This is a genomic window from Acidobacteriota bacterium (assembly GCA_016196035.1).
In the GTDB taxonomy this organism is placed as follows: Bacteria; Acidobacteriota; Blastocatellia; order RBC074; family RBC074; genus JACPYM01.
Genome location: JACPYM010000090.1, coordinates 89525 through 110690, shown reverse-complemented (window position 1 = coordinate 110690; position 21166 = coordinate 89525). Strand labels below are relative to the sequence as shown.

Sequence of the window (21166 nt, the reverse complement as noted above, 5' to 3'; positions counted from 1 at the left end):
CACAGCAACTGCGACGTTGCTGTGGCCTTTTATCTGTTCGTGTTGAAGTTGAATTCAGTGCTTACATTGGAAACGACAGTTTGATCACCGCGAAGGTGCCACCCTGCGGATCCGAAAGCACCGCGAAGCGGCCCGTATTGGGAATGTCGGTGGGCGGCAAACAAACCTGACCGCCCAGCGCCTGCGCTTGCGCCACCGTCGCATCAGCATCGGCGACCGCGAAATAAAGCAGCCAATGCGGCGGCACGCCCGGCGGCCCTTGCAGTGGCATCATCCCGCCGATGGGTTGTGCGCCGTTGATCCATTCTGTGTAAGCCATCTCCGGCATTGTGCTCTCTTTGGTCTGCCAACCAAACAACTGGGTGTAAAACTCCTTGGCGTTGGCCGTATCGCTCGTCGCCAGTTCGCCCCAGCAAAAGGCCCCCGGCACGCCCACCAGATCAACGCCCTGATGTTCATTGGGCTGCCAAACCGAGAGCGCCGCGCCGGTCGGGTCTTTGAAGGCCACCATGCGCCCAAAGGTCATCACATCAAAGGCTGGCATCAGGACTTCGCCGCCCAGTTCCGTCACTTTGGCCGCCATGGCATCGGCGCTGTCCGTCGCGACGTAAGGCATCCAATGCGTCGGCACGCCTGCCATTTCCGGTCCCAGCTTATAACACGCGCCGACCTCTTTGCCGTCGAGGGTGAAGGTTGTGTAAACCATTTCCGGCGACATCGGGTTGTCCCGAAACTGCCAGCCAAAAAGCTTGCCATAAAACTCCTTGGCGCCGTTCTGATCGGTGGTGCCAAGTTCGAACCAGCAGAAATTGCCGGCGGGATGCTTCATCTGATTGCCCATAATGATTTCTCCTTACATTGTTGTTAATGGTTGTTGTGGAAGGATCACAGGTCGCGCGGATTGTGGCGCAGAACTGAAGGAATAGAAACCCGTGGCAGCATTTTTACAGTCGCAGCAAGTCTGGGGAAGTCTGGGGAAGTCGCGCAGCTTTGTATTGGGAGCAATGCATGACTTCCCCAGACTTCCCCAGACTTCCCCAGACTTGCTGCGCAGCGTGAGACTTTCCGAACTTGCCGGGGCGTTCGCTGGACTTGGCCGCCGCTTGTGCCTAAGCTGCGGCACGCGCAACCCGCTGATTGCGCGTCACGCCCCGCAGCCTGACGCGCGTGCGAGACCCCAAGCTATGGAAACCCTGAAAGACGAGTTGCTGAACCTCGCGTTCCAACTCGCCCACTTCATTCACAACGACAAAGAACTCGCCAAGCGCATCGCCGTCGCCGCGCTGGAAAAGCTGGAGACCGCCGCGCTCGCGCAAGACAAACGTCTGTACTATCCGGGCCGCCGCAACAAAGTTTCGATGACCGAACTGCACCTGCTGCAACGCCTGGTTTACGCCGAATCGGAGCCGCACGAACGCGCGCGCGAAGAGCACACCGGCGCGCCACCCAACGAAGAGGCCTTGCTCATTCATTTCATCAAACACCTGGCGAAAATCACCGCGCGACGCAATGCTATGCACGTCACGCTGGGCGTGAGCCGCTTGCTGCACCAATACACGACGCCCGAAACGACCGAGATTTATAACGCCGTTGTGCAAGACCCCGCGCGCGTGCCCAGCGAAGATTATTTCCGTTCGCGCAAAAAGACCTTGATGGAAGAACTCAAAAAACGCTTTGGCACGCTGCTGAACACCACCCGCGTCACGCGCGGCGAAGAACGCTTTGTCGCGCACCCGCAACCGGAGCGTTTCATTGACCTGACGCGCGAATGCTTGAACGCCTTTACGCCCTGGCTGACGGCGTGCTGCGTGCCCGCAAAATTTGCGCTGGCCGAAGGCTCGCTCAACAATCTGGCCTTTCACGGCGGCGATCCCGACGCCGAACATTCCATCGAGATCAACCGCTTCCACGCCATCCTGCACCCGACTTGTTTTGAACGGCTGGTGACGGGCCTGGGTTACGCCGCGCCAGTCACACGGCTGGAAATCCCGCGCTTCTTCCTGTCCTCGCAAACCGGATCGGATGAGGGCGATGAACAGAACCCGCATCCGCCCAACCGCACCTCCGCCAAACTCGATGACGAAGAGCGCAACACCATCCGCCGCTATCTGAGCGATCAGTCACGCCGCCGCAAATACCTCTCGGCGGGCCTGCTGCTGTTTGTCGCCGATGGTGAACTGCTCGCCCAACTCGACACGCAACAAAACAACTGCGCTGAATTCACCCTGCCCGACCACGCCGAATTCGTCGAAGTGCGCACCCGTGATGACCAAGGCGAATTGCTGTTGGCGACGCAGCCAGTGTTGTACGACGTGGAAGATCAGCCGCAAGCGCAGCGCACGCGCATTGTGTTGGAAGGCGGCCAGCGTTTGTCTTTTGAGATCACGCCCACAAAAGAAGGCGCGACAGTCACTGTGAGTTATACCGAAACCAATCGAGTGCAGGCGTTGCAGCTTTGGTGGCAACGGCAAAATTTATCGGCAATGCGCGGCCTGCTTTGGCAACCGGCACTTGGCTTATTGCTCTTGGCCGTCTCAACGACTTTGGGCTGGCTGTTGTATCGTGAACACCAAGTCAAGCAACGCGCCCAGGCCGAACTGGCGCAAACACAAACGCGGCAGCAAAGCGCCGAGGCTCAATTCAACCAATTAGCACAACAGACGCAGGCTCAACTCGAACAGGAACGCGCCCAGCGGCAAGCAGCGGAAACCAAGCTCCAACAACTGCAAACGCAACTTGAACGGCGACCGGAGACACAACTCGCGCAGCTCAACATTCCTGCTATTTCGTTGCGGCTCACGGCTGAAAAAGGCGTGGCGGACGCCTCGGAAATCAGCGTACCGGCCCAAGCCAAATACTTCCTGCTCTCGCTCGAACGCGGCAACCCGCGCGAATACACGCGCTACACCGTCGAAGTGCTCGATGCGCGCAAACGCCTGGTCAAACGGATTGATGGGATTGATCCGCGCCTCGCCAACAACCGGCTGAACGTGTTGCTGCGGTGCGCCGATTTCAGTAATGGGCAGTATTGGCTGCGGCTGAGCGGCCACAAAGGTGGCGCACAGACGGAGTTAGGCGAGTATGCAATCGCGCTGCAATTCGAATAGAGCACCAGTGCAGCAGGTGCCGCACGTGCCGCACGTGACAGTACCGCGCGCGTGAGCAAGCGGCGCGTCAACTTTGCGCCATTGGCTTGGCCTCCAACCCTCCGCTTGCTCACGCGCGCGGTACTGCACCAGCAACCTCTGCTTGCTCACGCGCGCGGTACTGCACCAGCAAACCCTAGTAGTTACTCCGCCCGGCCAACCAACACAAACGGCGCCCAATAATAGGGCGCACTACCATTCCTGATGGCCTTCAACTGGGCTTGCCGCAAGGCTTCGGCTTTATTCAAGCGCACCAGCTTTTTCCCGACGCGCATACCTTGTCGCCAATTGCGATAAAACTCGACCATCAAATCAGCCGCGCTCGCGTCATCCACTTTCCACAAACTCGCCAGCACCGACGGCGTGCCGGCGTACATAAACGCGCGTACCAGACTCATCAGCCCTTCGCCTTTGACCTCCTTGCCCAGCGCCGTCTCGCAGGCCGAGAGCGTGACCAAGTCGGCCCGCAGCTTCAGATTGAAAATCTCGTAAGCCGACAACAAACCGTCTTCGACCGTATTCGCGGCGCGCTCACTGCCAGTCATTGAATCAACCGGCGGCAACGACAGCACGAGGCCCGAAAAGCGCGGGCGGCTTTCATTGACCAGCCCGTGCGCCGAAAAGTGTACCAGCCGATATTGGCTCAAAAGGTCTTTGATTTTGACGTTCTCTTCTTTCGCTTCTGCGCCGAGAAACAGCGTGGCCTGGTCTTTGCCAAACAGCTTGGCAATCGCTTCGGCCTCGTGGCGGCTGTGCGCCAATTGCTGGAACTTCCATTGCTGCCCCGCATCCACCGCGCGCAATCGCGCCGCGATCACCGGATTATTCTTTTCTGCCGCCTGCCGGTCATACACCGGATCGGCGAACGCAATGAACGCCCGTTGTGCCGCGTCCGCTTCCCGGCGTTCATGCTGCAATCCGGCCAGCACGCTGACCGAAGGCGCATAGTTGATGGCATAACGCTCGACCAAATGCTGTTTGGCCGCCGGCATCAACACTTCAAATGGCAGGCGGTGCAACGCGCCATCCGGCACCACGATCAAGCGCGTCTTCCCCACGAGCAGCTTGCCCGCCGGTTCGATCAACTGCCGGTACAAGGCGCGCGCCGACGCACGATAGTCATCCGGCGATTGTTCCTTGCCGGTCAGCGCCGCCAACAACTGCGCGACCGGCGCGCTCAACTCCGCCGCCTTGGGCAAACGCGCCACCTGATATTGCGTGCGGCCCACCGCGAACAGATACGATTCCTGCTCGCCCAACGCATACGCCAGCAACAACGTCCGGTCATCGAGCAAGCGCTGGGCTTGCGGCAAATCCACTGGCTCAGGGTATTGCAACGCGGCGTAACGCGGATTGCGCGCTTTGACGGCGCGCAACCAATCGGCAAGCGCACCATCGGTTTTGTTCAACTCGGCCTCGAGCCGGACGATCTCCGGCTGATTTTGTTTTTCGACAGCCAACGCTTTTTCTTTGAAGAGCTTGGCGGTCAGTTCGGAACTGTGCTGTTGCAACGCCTGTTGCTGTTGCGCCAAATCGGCAGGCAGGTCTTGCGCCACATTCACTTTAGCCTCCGCCAGTAAATCGGCGAAGGCGCGCGCCCGGGCGCGTTCGCTGTAGTAGAAAGCCTCAGTCTTGAAATCTCCTGGTGAGGGTTGGCTGGCAAGTTCGAGCAAGACGCCGATCAGATTTTTATAGACTTCGACTTTATCTTGAAAGAAGCCGGCCTTGTCCTCCGGCGCATTTAGGCGGGCGCGGGCGTTTTCCATCACCCGAATTGCCTCTTGATAAGCCGCACGCGCTTTTTCGTATTGCTGGCTGCGTTGATAGACCTGCGCTAAGCCTGCCTGTGCCAGCCAGGTGAATTCCGCGTAACCCTGCGGGCTGGCTTGTTGCAACAGTTCCGTATAACTGAGCAGGGCTTGTTCCAAACGACCCAGGCGCATCTGCAATTCACCCTGCGCCGCCAACGCATTCAAGCCCAGACGCAGATCGCCGGATTCCTGACCCAACCGCAGCATTTCTTGGAGTGCTGCTTGTGCTTGCGACAAGTCACCAGTTTGCAGACTAAGCCTGACGAGCGCCGTGTAAGTCAGATGTTGCGACTCTGCGTCGGCCCGTTCGCGTTTCAGCGCCACTGCGGCGCGATAATGGTTGACCGCTTGCTTATAGTCCCCCGTCGCTGCCAGCAAATCGCCGAGGTAATGATTGATTAATGCCTCATTACTCGTCTCTTTCCACTTCTTGGCGTAACTCAAACCTTCAGCGTAATAGCTGCGTGCCTGCTGGTAATCCCCCAAGAGATAAAGCGCGCGGCCGGCTTGCACCAGGTTTCTACCGGCCAAGATCTCAGCCCCACGGCCAGTGCCTTTGCGTGCTAGCGTCAACGCCGCCTGACTGGCCAACAAAGCAGCGGCATAATCTCCCTGCTGTTGATTGAGGATCGCCTTATTCGCCAAATAAGCGCCCGTGTATTGCTCGTCGCCCATCGCCTTGGCCAATTGCGCAGCGCGTTGTAACTGCTCTTCAGCTTGCTCACGGTTGCCCAGCCGCGCCGCCAAACTCCCGCTCAGATAGAGCACATCAATTTGTTGCGCTTCGTTTAATTGCGGCAACAGGCGCGGAAAACAAGCTGCCAATGCGGAGAGCGCCGGGGCGCTGCGATTGCGCAACCCCAGCAACAAGGCTTTCTGATAACACACCTCGGCAGCCTCAGGGTTGCGCGCCAAGGCTTCATCGAAGTGGGCCAACCCCTCCTCCGGCTTATTCACACGTGCGGCGTAAAGCCCCTGTCCAAACGGGACAACCCAACTTTCCGGCGCGCCCGCACGCAATTCCGTCAAGATGGCTTCGATTTCTTGCGCATTCTCACGAGGCAAGTCAAGCGCGGCTTTTAGCGCGGCGGTAAACGTTGGCCTTAGGCGCAAGCATAGTTTGAACTCGGCGAGCGCGGCGGAAATTTCATTCAACTCCTGATAAACCAACCCCAGCCCATAATGTGGTAGCGGGCCGTCCGGGGTCAGTTGGCTGACGGCAAGAAAATAAGCCTTCAACAAATCCAACTGCTGCGCTTCTTTGGCTGCTTGAGCGATACGCCGATAGGCTTCTAAATACTCATCCGTGCTTTCAATCAGTCTTTTCCCATGCACGACTGCTTCTACGTACTCTTTGCGCAAAATCAATCTGACGAGTTGGCGATACTGTTCGGCAAAGTCCACGTGCTGATCTTTGGTCTGGGCCCTGGCGGAAATTGCCAGCGGCTCCCAGCGGGCGGAGACAACCAACCCGCTCAGCAAAAAAATGACCAGCCACGTTCTAGCGGTAAACTTCTTCATAAGCCTGAAATACACTGGCGCAGCCGAGCCAAGTTAGCGCGTCCTTGCTGCGCTAGTGCCGCACGTTGTAATCAACCGTGACCATAGCTTGCACGCCCCCCGCCAATTCAAACCGAGGCGCGGAATCATCGCCAAAATCCCAAAGGTGTTGGGTGATGGGATAGGTGCATTGATGATTACTGATCAAATCGTTGATAAATTCCACAATAGGCCAAGCTTCGCGGTTCTCGTGCAATTCAAAGACGCGTGCTCTGCGGTCTGTAGGAGTGGTAATAGGCTTGCAATTCGCACAAGCCAGTAGATGCCGTTCCTGACTTCGCGCGGGATCCCCGCGATCCGCATCCCAAATAAACCCCTCCTCGCCGTAACGCAGATTGGCTGCCTGCGGACACAACCCGCGCCCGTTGAGACTTGCATATTTTTCATCCGCTTCCGGCGCGGTCAAGCCCGGCAAAATAAGCAGTGAGCGCAATGATTCGACTGGGCAGACCAAACAAGCGATTCTTTCCTGTCCTGGCAAACCCGACACTCGTTCAGGGCAAATGGGTAATGGCAGACAAGGGAAGCAGGTATCGTCTTCTACATCCGGTATACGACCTGAACTCATTCTGGACATGTATGGTAACCGCGCCTCAGCCAGAGAGTATGTGGTGACGGCCACCAATCTAACCGGGTTATGGTTATCTGGCTTCCGGCGCAGCAACCGGGATGTATACAAGGCGGATTGCGTCAGATCGTAATAAAAGCTATTCACGATCCGCAAATCGGCGGTGTCTACTACAATCGTGGTCGAGCCAGACTGTTTCACTGGGGACTTGACCATAGAAGTAATCTGCTCACTCGCTTGATCCGCTGCCGCACTAAAGAATTTCTTTTGCCAATTTCCTTGGGCATCTTTGACCTGATAAACAACCGTGTAACCGTCGAACAACTTATCCGGGCTGACGATATTATTGCCTTGCGGGTCTTTCAGCCCAGCCAGCGTGCCGTATTTACCAACCTCAACTTTTGCTTGAACGACAACTGGTGGCTTTTGCCAATATCGCCAAATTAACCCGCCTGTGACCGCAAATAACGCAACCGCCAAAATCAATCGCACTGCTGAGCGCATAATTTCTCCTTGTTGTATCCGCTTTCTTTTTACAAACCAGAATCCTGCCAATGACCAATGTTAGCCGAGCACAGACAAAGCCGGCGTGAGACTTTCCGAATCAATCATTACTGAGGCAATGTTGTTGCCGATTGCATGAGGCAACGCGTCTTAATTCAATTTCAGCAAAGTTACTCCAGAGCCTGCCCGATAGACGCGCTGCACCGCCTTCCGAAACTCTTCCGCTTTCATTTTCGGAATGTCGCCAAAGGTCTGCGGATTGCGATCCACCAGTGGGAACCACGAACTCTGCACATGCACCATCACGCGATGACCACGGCGAAAGGCATGATAGACATCCGGCATTTCAAATTCGATCTTTTCGACCTTGCCCGGCGTGAAGGCTTCAGGCTTTTCAAAGCTGCGGCGGAACTTACCGCGGAAGGGTTCGCCGCGCACCAGTTGTTGATAGCCGCCCAGCTTGACCGCATTCGGCGCGGGCGGATGATTCGCGGGCAACGGCGGCGTAGGGTAATCGCCGGGATACACGTCAAGCAGCTTGACCACAAAATCGCTGTCGGTGCCGCTGGTCGAGACGTTCAGGCTCACCTTGATCGGCCCGGCGATGGTCAGGTCATCTTTCAACGGCTCGGTTTCGTATACCAGCACGTCGGGGCGCTGGGCGGCGAAGCGTTGGTCTTCGGTCATGTAATCGCCATTCATCCCGCGCGCGGTGTAGCCGATGTAGGGCACGGGCCGATTGGGGTCGCTCAGGTATTCATCAAAGGCGTTCGACTCGGCTGGCGCGTCGTTGCTGAGTTTGCCGTTGGCGCGGAAGTAAAACGTCAACGGCCTGGCGTCACGCGGCGGCCATTCGTTCAGGCTGCGCCATTCGTTCAGGCCCGTGAGGAACATGGTCGCTTCGGCCAGGTTGGCAGGCTTGTCTTTGAGGTGCTGCATGAAAAAGGCGAATTGCACCTGTTCACGAAACACCGCGCCCGTCTTGACGGCGAAGTTGACGTTGCCCAGTTTGTCGCCGTCGCCGCGCGCCCAGCCGCCGTGCGACCAGGGGCCCATCGAGAGCAGGTTCACCGTGCCGGGGTTGAGCTTTTCTACGGCGCGATAAATGTGGAATGGGCCCATCGGGTCTTCGGCGTCGAACCAGCCGCCGACGTTGAGCACGGCGCATTTGACGTTGCGCATGAACTTCCACAACGAACGCCGTTGCCAGAATTCATCGTAGTTGGGATGGTCAATGATCTCCTGCCAATAGGCCGCTTCGCCGTTGAACAGTTTCTGATTCCAGTCGGACATCGGCAGCGGCAGCTTCAAATAAAAGTCATAGCCGTCGGGCGTGCCCATGTCGAAAAACATTCTTTCATTCGGCGGCGTGGGGCCGCCTTTGCGCGGGCGAAAGCTGGAATAGAAACCGAAGTTGGCGGCCAGCATGAATGCGCCGTTGTGATAGACATCGTCGTTGATGTAATAGTCCGCCGTCGGTGCTTGCGGCGAAGCGGCTTTGAGCGCGGGATGCGAATCAATCAGGCTGGCCGCGACGTGAAAGCCCGGTTGCGAGATGCCGACCATGCCGACCTTGCCATTGTTGTTCGGAACGTTTTTGAGCAGCCATTCAATCGTGTCGTATGTGTCGGTGCTTTCGTCAATATCCTGCGGCCCTCGTTTGACGGGCACGTGCGGACGTACCTGCTGAAACTCGCCTTCGGACATGTAGCGGCCCCGCGCGTCTTCATAGACAAAGATGAAACCTTCTTTCTCGAACTGTTCGGATGGGCCGAGTCTTTGAGGATAGTTGTCTACGCCATACGGGCCAACGCTATAGGGCGTGCGCGTGAGCAGGAACGGGTAGGTGTGCGTGGTGTCTTTGGGCACGTAGACCGACGCGAAGAGCCGCACGCCATCGCGCATCGGGATTTGGTATTCATACTTGGTATAACGTTCCTGCACACGATCAGCGTTCTGCGCCACCGTTTGTGTGGCACAGAGCAAGAGCGCGGCAAGCAAACTCACGACATTGTTCATTGCAATTCCTCCAACTGGTTCGTACTGCTTGAAGTGGGCGGATTGTATGCTGCCGAGTGGCGACCGCCAAGCAAAGCCTGGGTACGCACCGCTTCCAGCGTGCGGTCGTGGTGGCGGATGGGCTGCTGCCGAAGGAAAGCCCTCCGGCATTGTCGCGTCTGCTGCCCAGCCCGCACGCTGGAAGCGGTGCGCACCCACGTTCCGAATGCCTTTGTTGACACCCCATGCTGCGCTCCCCTATCATCGCTGCCGAGTAATTTCTCCAATAAAGACAGGCACTTTGTCATACCAAGTCATCTTCAAGGAGTTCCTTTTATGAGCCAGGCTGCAACTGAAACCGCCCCTACCGAAACCCCACTCGACGAACTGCAACAGCAATGGGAAGACACGACGCTGGCGGCTTCGTTGAAGAAACTGCCGGAAAGCCAGACTGAATTCACGACGGTTTCGCTGCGGCCCGTTCAACGGCTCTACACGCCGCGCGACGTCGCCGACATTGATTTTGAACGAGACATCAATTTTCCGGGGCAGCCGCCTTACACACGCGGCATTCACCCAACAGGCTATCGCGCGAAGCCTTGGACGATGCGCCAATTCGCGGGGTTTGGCTCGGCCTTCGACACCAATCAGCGCTTCAAATATCTGTTGGAGCACGGCCAGACAGGGCTTTCGACAGCCTTCGATTTGCCGACGCTGATGGGCTTCGATTCGGATCATCCGGTTTCCGAGGGCGAAGTCGGCAAGTGCGGTGTGGCGATCTCTTCGCGCGCGGACATGGAAGTTTTGTTCGACGGCATCCCGCTGGATCAGGTGACGACTTCGATGACGATCAATGCGCCAGCCTCGATGATTCTGGCATTCTTTTTGGCGGCGGCGGAACGGCGCGGCTTCGACTGGCGCACCATCGGCGGCACCTTGCAGAACGACATCCTGAAAGAATACATCGCGCAGAAGGAGTGGATTTATCCGCCGCGCCCGGCGATGCGGCTGGTGACGGACACCTTTCGCTTTTGCGCGGCAGAGATGCCGAAGTGGAATTCGATCTCGATTTCGGGCTATCACATCCGCGAGGCCGGGGCGACGGCGGCGCAGGAGTTGGCCTTCACCTTGCGCGACGGCATCGAGTATCTCGATTACGGCCTGCGCGCCGGCTTAGACGTGGACGAGTTCGCGCCGCGCCTGTCGTTCTTTTTCAACGCGCACAACGATTTTTTTGAAGAGATTGCCAAATACCGTGCCGCGCGCCGTGTCTGGTACCGCGTGATAACCGAACGCTTCAAGGCGCAGAACCCGCGTTCGGCGCAGATGCGCTTTCACACCCAAACGGCGGGCGTCTCGCTGACGGTGCAACAGCCCATCAACAACATCATCCGCGTCGCCATACAGGCGCTGGCGGGTGTGCTGGGCGGGACGCAATCGCTGCATTGCGATGGCTACGACGAAGCGCTGGCCTTGCCGACTGAGCGCGCCGCGCTGATCGCATTGCGCACGCAACAGATCATTGCGCACGAGACGGGCGTGACGAATACGGTTGATCCGCTGGCCGGTTCGTACTTCATCGAACGGCTGACCAAAGACATCGAAGAGGAAACCTGGGAATACTTCCGCAAGATTGACGCAATGGGCGGGATGGTCGAGGCGATTGAGTTGGGCTATCCGCAAAAAGAGATTCAGGAATCGGCCTATCAATACCAGCGCGCCGTCGAGCGCAGCGAAAAGATTATCGTCGGCGTCAACGAATACCAGATGGAGGGCACTGAACTGGGCGAGCCGAACATTTTGCAGATTGATGAGACGGTGGCGCGCTTGCAGGAAGAGCGGTTGGCACGCTTGCGCCAGACGCGCGACAAGGGCATAGTCGAGCGCGCGCTCGACGCCTTGCGCAAAGGCGCGGCAGACCCGGCGATGAACACGATGCCGCTGTTGATTGAATGCGCGCGGGTGGATTGCATGTTGGGCGAGATGTGCGATGCGTTGCGGCCTGTGTTTGGTGAATATCAGGAGCCGGACTTTTAACCCAATGGGTACCAAGCCATACGACCAAGCCTTCAAATTCCTGGCCGAGCAAGACCCGGAAGCCTTGCTGTTGATGCTAGGCGCAATTGAACCCGGCGAACAGGTGACGATTGAGTTGCTGCCGCGCGAGATCGGCGTGCCGGCCATGTTGCCGGATCAGCCTTATCACGTCAGTTCCGCGCGGGGCGAGCGCGTCGTGCAAGTCGAAGCCTGGACGCGCTGGGCGGCGCTCATACCCGGTCGTATGGCCGAATATGGGCCGTTGCATTGGTTCAAGTATCGGTTGCCCGTGGATAGCTATGTACTGCTGCTGACACCCAAACAAGCGCCGCGCCGTCAGTCGCAGCGCGGCGTGCGCGGCGTGATCGAAGCCGGTGGCGTGCGGCTTCGATCACGCTTTCACGTCATCCGCCTCTGGCGACTTTCGGCCAAGACGGCTTTGGCCGCGCAGCGGCTGGCGTTGTTGCCCTTTGTACCGCTGATGGATGGCGGGCCAGCGGAATTGGAGGCCGCCGCCACCCAATTGCGCGGCATCGCGGGGGAACGCGAACGTGAGGAAACGGCGCTGCATCTGGCGGTGCTGGGCGGGCTACGTTACAATCCCGCAGAAGTGCTTGATCTGATTGGGAGGAAAGGTATGATTCCACTAGAACGATTGCAGGAGTCCAGCGTTTACCAATTCATTCTGAAACAGGGTCGTGAAGAAAGTCGCCGGGATACGGCAATTCATTTTTTCCGCCGCCTGGCAGCCAAGCGATTTCCGGATTTGGAATTGGAGACTGAGCTAGCGACGGTTCGCGATCCCGAGGCGTTGGAACGTTTGGCCTGTGAGTTGGATGAGTTGGATGAGCACGCGCTGAGGCAGCGTTTAGCAGGGCTAGCTTAGGCTGGCGGAAGTTTCCTTGAAAAGACCCGGTGGCGCGGCTCTCAAATGCGACAGCGATCCCGCACCCTTTCAGCACAGCAGGTTGAGCCATACGGCTGAACCATCGTCAGTGAACCCTAAGCATCAAACAATATGGCTGAACCCAAAATCCGCGTTTTACTAGCCAAGCCCGGCCTTGATGGGCATGACCGTGGCGTCAAGGTCATTGCCCGCGCCTTGCGCGATGCCGGGATGGAAGTGATTTACACAGGTCTGCGCCAAACGCCTGAACAAATTGTCAATGCGGCTTTGCAGGAGGATGTGAACATCGTCGGCCTCTCCATTCTCTCGGGTGCGCACATGACCATCTTTCCGCGTGTGCTGGAAATGATGCGCGCGAAAGGCATGGATGACGTCTTGCTGTTCGGCGGCGGCATTATCCCAGAAGACGATATTCCAAAGCTGAAAGAACACGGTGTCGGCGCGGTCTTCCTACCTGGCACCTCAACGCAAGACATCATCAAGTACATCCGCGAAAACGTGAAAGCGCGCGAGTGAGAATAAACAGGGGCGCGCGTCCCGCACACGCCTCGCCCCGCTACGGCTCACCAAGCGGCGTATGCGCCAGCCCAGTGTCGGCAAATTTCGTTAATTTCGGCTGCGCAAACGCTTAACTCTTGTGCTAGGCTGCGCGCCACCACACCGTGATCGAATTACGCGGAAGCAGGCGTTGGCGCGCACCTGCTTTTCGTAATAATAGATTCCCCATAACGCAAGCCCCTGAAGCAAAACACGCCGCGCCAACTCAAAACAAAACTCAACAGGTATAACGGATCTCCCCCCCCATGACACCTGAACGCTATCAACAGATCGAGGCGCTCTATCACGCTGCCTTGGAAAGGACTCCCGCGCAACGCGCGGCATATCTGGCGCAAGGCTGCGCGGATGACGAAGAATTGCTCGGCGAAGTTACTTCGTTACTGGCTGCGCACGCCGAGGCAGGCAGTTTTATCGTCCAACCAGCGCTGGAAGTGGCCGCCACCTTGCTGGCGCAAGACAAAGCGCAAGCCGCCACAGGCCGTTGGATTGATCATTATCAAATTCTCGAATTGATCGGCGTCGGCGGCATGGGCGAAGTTCATCTCGCCCAGGATGTGAGGTTGCAGCGTAAAGTCGCGCTCAAGCTGTTGCCCACGCAATGGAGCAATGACGCCGAACGCATCCGCCGCTTTCTGAAAGAAGCCCAAGCCGCCTCCGCCCTGAATCACCCCAACATCATTACCATTTATGAAGTCGGCCAGGAAAACGGCACGCCTTTCATCGCTTCGGAATACATTGACGGCCAAACCTTGCGGCAAATGCTGGGGCAAACTTTGCCACTCGCGCAAGTGCTGGACATCGCCACCCAGATTGCCGCCGCCCTCGCCGCCGCGCACGCTGCCGGGATCATCCACCGCGACATCAAACCCGAAAATGTGATGGTACGCCACGACGGGTTGGTCAAAGTGCTGGATTTCGGGCTGGCCAAACCCACGACATCCTTGCCGGCGCTGCTCGAAGGCGCCAATCCTAATTCGACCGCGCCCGGTGTGATTCTGGGAACGCTGCGCTATATGTCGCCCGAACAGGGGCGCGGGTTGCGCGTGGATGCGCGCACCGACATCTTCAGCTTCGGCGTGTTGCTTTATGAATTGCTGACCGGACGCCTGCCCTTCACCGGGCGCACGGCGAGTGATGTGCTGGCGGCCTTACTGCTGGCCGCGCCGCCGCCTTTGCCTGAACAGTTGCCCGTCGAATTACAGCGCGTTGTCGCACAAGCGCTCGGCAAAGAGCCTGAAGAACGCTATCAAAACGCCGACACCCTCTGGGCCGATTTGAAACGGCTCAAGCGTGTCTGGGAACGGCAAACTGAGGGTGTAGATGAAAATGCGACCAGCCCGTTTTTGCTGAATCAGTTTGGCGCAGCCTCGAATGCCACTGTAGGCGTGGGTAATGCCACCGCAGCCGCAGGTGGTACGCGCACCAATGGACAGCCAAATGCCAATACCAATTCGAGCCGCGAAATTCTGCTCAGTGGTATCCGGCGGCACCGCCGCAGCGTCGCGGCCATTGCCAGCCTTATCCTGTGCGTCCTCGTCGGGTTGGGGTATGGGGCTTGGCACCTATTTCAGTTGAGCCGCCAGGCGACTGCCTTTCAAGCAATGAAGCTCACCAAGCTGACCACACACGGCAAGGTAGCCTCGGCCGAAAATGCGCTTTCACCTGATGGCAAATATGTGGTGTATGTGCTGGCCGAAGGCGATCAACGCAGTCTTCAACTGCTGCACATCCCCACGGGCGGCATCGCCCAGATCACGCCGACATCCTCTGTACGCTACGATTACCCAGCTTTCAGCCCGGATGGCAATTACGTTCTTTACCAAGGGAAAGAAAAAGCAGTCTCGGCGGCGCTCTATCGCGTTCCAGTCGTTGGCGGCACACCGGTTAAGTTACTCGACAACATTGACTCTGCCGTAACTTTTGCACCTGGGGGCGACCGCTTTGCCTATCTCAGCCAAGACCATAAAAGCCTATTCGTCGCCAATCAGGATGGCACAAATATCCAAACGCTGGCCGTCAATCAGGACGACACAAAATGGCACCACCCAGTCTGGTCGCCGGATGGTGAGGCGATTGTGTGTGCGAACAGGACGAGCAAAGCCGCCGAAATGGGATTGATTGCGATCAATGTAAAAAGCGGCGCGCTCCAGGCGCTGGGAAGCAGCCACTGGCTCAACATCTCTGGCCTTGCCTGGCAGCGCGATGGTAGCGGTTTATTACTGAGCGCGGCTGACAGCGAGACTAAACGTTATCAATTGTGGGCTTTGAGTTATCCAGATGGCGTGGCGCGTCGAGTAACTAATGATGTAAGCAACTATTACGGAGCCAGTCTCGCTGCAAATGCCTCCAAGATTGTTTTTACTCGCGGCGCCAACGTTTCCAATCTCTGGCTGGTTCCCTATAACGCTTCCCACCAAGCACGCCAAATTTCGTTTGAGGCTGAGATTAGAGAAGGCATTTACGGTCTCGCTTGGACGCCAGATCAGCGCCTTGTTTACAGCACTCATCAATTGGCTGGCAACCACGAGCTTTGGCTGCTCAATCCAGCCGACGGCCAAAAGCGGCAACTTACGATGAACGCCGGGGATAATCAGTATCCGACCATTTCGCCAGACGGCAAGACTCTGGTGTTTGTCTCAAATCGGAGCGGACGCTCCGCCTTGTGGCAGATGAGCCTCACCAATGGACAGCCAAAACTATTAGCCGAGCCGGAGGGAGTCGCAACTTATGCGCAACACACACCTGACGGGCAATGGATCGTTTTTAAGTTGTCGCGCGAGGGTCGTACAACGCTTTGGAAAATCCCTAGCGCAGGCGGGGCGCCAGTTCAAATTAGCGCCTCACCCAATGCGATGTTTGCCATTTCCCCTGACGGGCACTTGGTGGCAAGTGGGATTTACGACGAGACGAATAGTGTTACGAAATTGACCCTGACACCGCTAAGAGATGAAAACCCAGTGCGTTTGTTGGATTTTCCAACTTGGGCAATTTCGAGCATTCGGTGGATGCCGGATGGACGCGGGTTAACTTACATAGACCGGCGTGGCCCTGGCCAAAATTTGGTCAACCTTCCTTTTACGGGAGGCTCCGCCAAACCGCTGACGGATTTTCCCAGCGGAATCATTTACTACTTCGACTGGTCACGCGATGGCAAATGGCTGGCCCTGGCGCGTGGCAATTCAACGGATGACTTGGTGTTACTGAGCGACTTTACGTTCTGAAGTAACCACCAGGGAATCACAAACTGCTTTCAAGCGTATTAGCTCAAACTGGTGATGGTGCTCTTGTCTAAATACTCCAGCCCGATATGTATGGTTCAGTGTTCCAGCCAAGTCTCACAGAGTAAAGCTGATACTTCATCCAATACTAAAAGGAAATACGCTATGAACAATGAACCTATCAGAGTCGGTTGCACTGGTGAAAGATGCGATTGGACGGTTGGGGGCAGCGGCGGCCAACCTGCTTGTGTAGAAGGCAACAGTACCTGCTCAAATGCACGATTGCTGACCGCCGCGCCCTCTGACTTTCACGATCAGACGTTGAGCGCGCTGACCCAGCAAATCAATGCTTTGTTACAAGCGGTCCCATCCGATCCGTCGGGACGTAAATTGTCCTTTCTACATTCTCGTCAGGGGACGTTACTGGCTTGGGTGAATCACGAAGCGGGGGACATCCGGGTGGAAGGCGCGATCACAGCGAAATCTGATGATGCTGCTATCGCTCAGGCGCTTGGATTACGGGGATAACGGCTGAAGACTTTTTCCTATAGACTTCAAGAAAAAGAATTTCCTAGCAAGCTCCAACGGAGCGTCAGCCAACAGCCTGGGGTAAAGCCCCAGGAAGCGCATTGAGTCGTTGTGCGAAGCCCTGAAAGGGCGGCAGCCAAGCCTATGGCTGCCGCCCTTTCAGGGCTTCGCACAACCATTTGCACGACTCCCCAGGGCTGCACCCTGGGCTGTTGGCTGATCGTCCCTTTGGGGCTTTTCGGAAATTCTTTTTCTTGAAAACTATGACTGAAAGAGCGCGCACTGCCGTGGGGACGCGCCGCGAATCCAGGTCCGGATTCGCAATCGGCAGCACGCGCTCTCAGCGCCGGTTGTTTTGCGGCAAGCGCACTACTTGCCAGCACACCACCGGCTCATCCCGCAGGGTTTCCTCTCACGTCTGCGGGATCCCCCGAAGGCAAAGGACTGCTCAGCGGAAGCAAAAATCCATTCAAACCAAAACTATTCAGATCAAAACAAAGATAACGAAGACAAAGCTGGATAGGGGAACGCGGCTCTCTGTTACCGGGAGCACGACTATCATCACCTGAGCAACCGGCGACACGCTGGCGGCCACGCGATTGCTATTGCGCGTAAAGATAGCCGCGCTCCCGGCAGACCAGTAATCAGCGTGTGGTAGGAGTTGGTGATCACTGGTACGAGAGCCGCTGGCAAACAGGCAAAGTTGTTGTCAGGTCTTTGTCTGCTTGCTTTCACCAGCTAAGGCGCGAAAGCGCCGCCAAAGTGCTAACCCATCCGGAATTTTTTTTTTGCGCCGGGTTGCGGTATGGTTACACGCCAACTTCATCAACCAATTTGAACCGGTGAACTGTGATGACCCATGAATCCATGCCTTCGCTGACACAGATGCTGGTCGCCTGGGGCCAGGGTGACGAGAGCGTGCTCGACCAATTGACGCCGCTGGTCTACCAGGAATTACACCGGCTGGCCCACCAATGTCTGGCGGGCGAACGGCCCGGCCACGTCCTGCAAACTTCGGCGTTGGTCAACGAAGCTTATTTGCGGCTGGTGGATTGGAAAAACGTGCATTGGCAAAATCGCGCGCATTTCTTTGGCCTGGCCGCTCAGATGATGCGGCGCATTCTGGTGGATTTCGCCCGCGCCCGCCAATTTCAAAAACGCGGCGGCGCCGGGCAGCAGATTTCACTGGAAGAAACCGCTTTAGTCGCTCCCGAACGCAGCGCTGAATTGGTGGCGCTCGATGACGCCTTGCAAGACCTCGCCAAACTCAGCCCGCGCCAAAGCCAGGTCGTGGAGTTACGCTTTTTCGGCGGGTTGAGCATCGAAGAAACCGCCGAAGTGCTCAAAGTTTCTGAAGGCACTGTGCGCCGCGATTGGAGTTTGGCGCAAGCTTGGCTTTATCGGGAATTACGGAAATAACTGCTGAAGGCCTTCAACCAGTCAAAAGAACTGAAAGGGACATCATCGTGCCCTCTCTGCCCGTCAACCAACTTCTTTCATACACACGCCGCACAAGGGCGAATTTGCGCGACGCCGTGCTGGGTCTCTGCTATCCATCCGACTGCCGCGTGTGCGGACGCCCAATCGAATCCTGGCACGACGGCGTCGTGTGCGCGCAATGTTGGGAAGCCGCCGCCCGCGATTGGGCCTCACGCGAGTTGTGCGTCAAATGCGGCTCGCCGTTGCGCGCGCTCGCAACACATCTGCAAGTCACCGTACGCGAATGCGGCAAGTGCCGCGAATTCGCCTTTGCCTGCGCGCGCGCGGCGGGTACGTATGACAACGCCTTGCTCGAAAACGTCCTGTGGTTGAAACGGCATCCGCACTTGCCGCCGCGTTTGCGGACGCTGTTGTGCACAGCTTTCGATCAGGCGACAGAGTTTCACGCTTGCGAAACCATCTTGCCCGTGCCCTTGCACGCTGCACGGCAAACTGAACGTTCCTTCAATCAAGCCGAACTCATTGCCGCCGCGCTCGCCGCTCACACGGGATTGCCCGTCAACACCGCCAGCCTGCTGCGCGTCAAACCAACCGACCGCCACCGCGCGGGCATGGGCGTTGACGAACGCGCCAAATCGCTGCGCAAAGCTTTCCGCGTGCACGCGCCGCGCCTGATCGCCGGACGCAACTTGTTAGTTGTGGATGATGTGATGACAACGGGTTCAACGGCGCACGAAATCGCGCAAACCTTGCTGGCAGGCGGCGCGCGCTCGGTCAAGGTGTTGACGCTGGCGCGCGCCGTTAGCGTGTTTATCTGAGCGGCGCCGGCTTTATCGAAAACTCAGCCCAACGCGAAAGCCATCATCAGATCTCCATTCAGGTTTATTTTTGTCGAATGCACAGCGCGCCACCAGAGGCTTGCGCTAAGATGCCTTCGCACAGGCCATCCGGCAGATAATTGAAGAGTGCGCTTATTTCGACGCGCAGCGTCTTTGGAGTGCGTCAGGGCTTTTGCAAAGTCGCCAGCGAGAGCGTGCGAACGGTTTTGCTGACGCCCGATTCCTGACTCCTGATGCCTGACAAATTGAAAATCGGCCGATATTTTCAGCTTATCAGGCATCAGGAACCGGGAATCAGGCGTCAGCAAAAGGTCTGTGGGGTGCGCGCGGCCAGCCAAAGTACTGGCGGGCTTACGCATAAAAACGATAGGGAGCTTTGCGTATGAAACGAAGTCTGGGATTACTGGCTTTGCTTGGCGGGTTACTGACCACCACGCTGGCGCAACAGAAACCAGCGGCGGAGTCTGACACGCTGCGCATCAATACGGCCCTCGTGACACTCAGCGTTGGCATCACCGACAAACAGGGACAACCGCTCACCAACTTGAAGCAGGCGGATTTCGTCCTCTATGAAGACGGCCAGTTGCAGGAGCTGGATTTTTTCGGGGCCGAAGATCAGCCCATCAGCTTCGGACTGCTGATTGACCGCAGCCAAAGTATGGGCGACACCGGCAAACTGGAAAATGCCAAAGCTGTCTTGCAGGCCTTTCTGCGCGCGGGCAATCCGCAAAACGAAGCCTTTTGTCTGGCGTTCAATGAAACAGCAGGCGTGGTGATGGACTTCACTTCGGAATATGCCCGGATGGCCAAACCGCTCAGCCGCCTGTGGGCCGAGGGGGGGACGGCGTTTTACGATGCGCTGAACGCCGGGCTGGAACATTTGCAACGCGGCAAACACCGGCGGCGCGCGCTCATTGTCGTGACCGATGGCGGCGATCAGCACAGCCGGTTGCGGCTGGACGCTTTGCTCAAACGCGTTCAGCAAAGCAACACCCAAATTTACATCATCGGTTTTTTCAGCTCGCTCGAAGCAGCCGCCTATCAAACCGACGACAAAAAAATTGAATTGATGGGCGGCCAGTTCGTAGACAACCCGCGCCTCGTGTTCAAAACGCTGGCGGCGGAAACCGGGGCCGAAACCTTCTTTCCGAAAAACGCGGCGGAATTAGCCGACACCATCACGCGCATCGCCGCCAGCTTGCGCCGCCAATACACGCTGGCTTATTACCCCGCCAACCAGGAACGCGATGACCGTTACCGCCGTCTCGAAGTCAGAGTGCGCAACGTCAGCCCGCCACAAATCAAAACACGGCAGGGTTATCGGTTGACCGAACCGTTCGATCCTGCGGCGGAAGTGGGCAGCAGCACCGAAACCGCCAGCACGAAACCCGCAGAAACCGCCGTCTTCACACTCACGCCGCGCGAACCCGCTGAAACGCCCGTGCCGCCGCTCTATCGGGAAACCTTCGATCAACCCAGCAGCCAGTGGCCGCAAACCGAAAAGACCTACGTCAAAAAAGGCAAGTATTACGTACACGGCGCGGCGGTCATCCCGCTACCGCCGTTTCAATACAAAGACTTCGAACTAACCGTCAACGCCGCGCTGGCTGGCGAAGTCCTGCCCCCCGGCAGCATCGGAGCAACTGAACTTTCCGTTATGGGGCTTTCCTTTCGCGTCAATCCGCATGGCTATTACGAACTCAGCCTGGCCCCCTTCCCCGGCAGGCACATGGGCATGTTCACGCTGAGCAAAGTCGCCAACGGCCAGAGCACGATCTTGCGGCGCGCGGACAGAGAACCGGTGATCGGCCTAAGCAATCAAATCAAGGTGCGTTGCCGTGGGCCGCAAATCGAACTGTTCATCAATGGCCTGCTCGTGGCTTCACTCAAAGATGAAACGCATCAGGCGGGCGCCATCAGTTTGCTTTTCAATGGGAAGGCCGCAACGTTTGATGATCTGACGATCCGACGGCTGGACTGAACCGGGACAGTACCGCGCGCGTCAGCAAGCGGAGCCGTCAGCTACCGTACCAGGGAAAAGCCTGCCAAGCG

13 protein-coding genes are annotated in these 21166 nt (G+C 57.5%); 9 read left to right on the top strand and 4 right to left on the bottom strand.

The genetic code is table 11. The features are described 5' to 3' along the window. Window positions 1-61: 61 nt before the first annotated feature. Window positions 62-841: a VOC family protein gene (locus tag HY011_26295; protein MBI3426456.1), complete on the bottom strand. Its 780-nt coding sequence runs from the start codon at window positions 839-841 to the stop codon at window positions 62-64. A gap of 343 nt (window positions 842-1184) precedes the next feature. Between HY011_26295 and HY011_26290 the strand changes: the two genes are divergently transcribed. Beyond that, entirely contained in the window at window positions 1185-3107 is a 1923-nt protein-coding gene (locus HY011_26290) for a hypothetical protein (GenBank protein MBI3426455.1), read from the top strand. A 182-nt stretch (window positions 3108-3289) separates the two neighbouring features. Here HY011_26290 and HY011_26285 read toward each other — a convergent pair whose 3' ends face one another. From HY011_26285 to HY011_26275, 3 genes are all read right to left on the bottom strand, one after another. Then, entirely contained in the window at window positions 3290-6478 is a 3189-nt protein-coding gene (locus HY011_26285; GenBank protein ID MBI3426454.1) for a CHAT domain-containing protein, read from the bottom strand. A gap of 52 nt (window positions 6479-6530) precedes the next feature. After that, window positions 6531-7589 carry a hypothetical protein gene (locus HY011_26280; GenBank protein MBI3426453.1) on the bottom strand — a complete coding sequence of 353 codons (1059 nt, stop codon included), beginning with the start codon at window positions 7587-7589 and terminating at the stop codon, window positions 6531-6533. Between the two features lie 150 nt (window positions 7590-7739). Beyond that, window positions 7740-9608 carry a CocE/NonD family hydrolase gene (locus tag HY011_26275; protein MBI3426452.1) on the bottom strand — a complete coding sequence of 623 codons (1869 nt, stop codon included), beginning with the start codon at window positions 9606-9608 and terminating at the stop codon, window positions 7740-7742. A gap of 315 nt (window positions 9609-9923) precedes the next feature. Here HY011_26275 and HY011_26270 point away from each other — a divergent pair, with 315 nt between their 5' ends. The 8 genes from HY011_26270 (at window position 9924) to HY011_26235 (ending at window position 21095) form a co-directional block, all read left to right on the top strand. Continuing rightward, entirely contained in the window at window positions 9924-11624 is a 1701-nt protein-coding gene (locus tag HY011_26270) for a methylmalonyl-CoA mutase family protein (GenBank protein MBI3426451.1), read from the top strand. Window positions 11625-11628: 4 nt separating this feature from the next. Then, entirely contained in the window at window positions 11629-12510 is an 882-nt protein-coding gene (locus tag HY011_26265; GenBank protein ID MBI3426450.1) for a hypothetical protein, read from the top strand. Window positions 12511-12642: 132 nt separating this feature from the next. Then, on the top strand, window positions 12643-13047 hold the full coding sequence (locus HY011_26260) for a cobalamin B12-binding domain-containing protein (GenBank protein MBI3426449.1): 405 nt from the start codon (window positions 12643-12645) through the stop codon (window positions 13045-13047). Between the two features lie 287 nt (window positions 13048-13334). Continuing rightward, the gene (locus tag HY011_26255; GenBank protein ID MBI3426448.1) at window positions 13335-16310 is read left to right on the top strand and encodes a protein kinase; all 2976 of its coding nucleotides are present in this window, start codon (window positions 13335-13337) and stop codon (window positions 16308-16310) included. A gap of 162 nt (window positions 16311-16472) precedes the next feature. Then, entirely contained in the window at window positions 16473-16835 is a 363-nt protein-coding gene (locus HY011_26250; protein MBI3426447.1) for a hypothetical protein, read from the top strand. Window positions 16836-17687: 852 nt separating this feature from the next. Beyond that, window positions 17688-18254: a sigma-70 family RNA polymerase sigma factor gene (locus HY011_26245; GenBank protein ID MBI3426446.1), complete on the top strand. Its 567-nt coding sequence runs from the start codon at window positions 17688-17690 to the stop codon at window positions 18252-18254. Window positions 18255-18301: 47 nt separating this feature from the next. Beyond that, complete coding sequence (locus HY011_26240) at window positions 18302-19093, top strand: ComF family protein (GenBank protein MBI3426445.1); 792 nt, start codon at window positions 18302-18304, stop codon at window positions 19091-19093. Window positions 19094-19496: 403 nt separating this feature from the next. Then, window positions 19497-21095: a VWA domain-containing protein gene (locus HY011_26235; protein MBI3426444.1), complete on the top strand. Its 1599-nt coding sequence runs from the start codon at window positions 19497-19499 to the stop codon at window positions 21093-21095. Window positions 21096-21166: the final 71 nt, after the last annotated feature.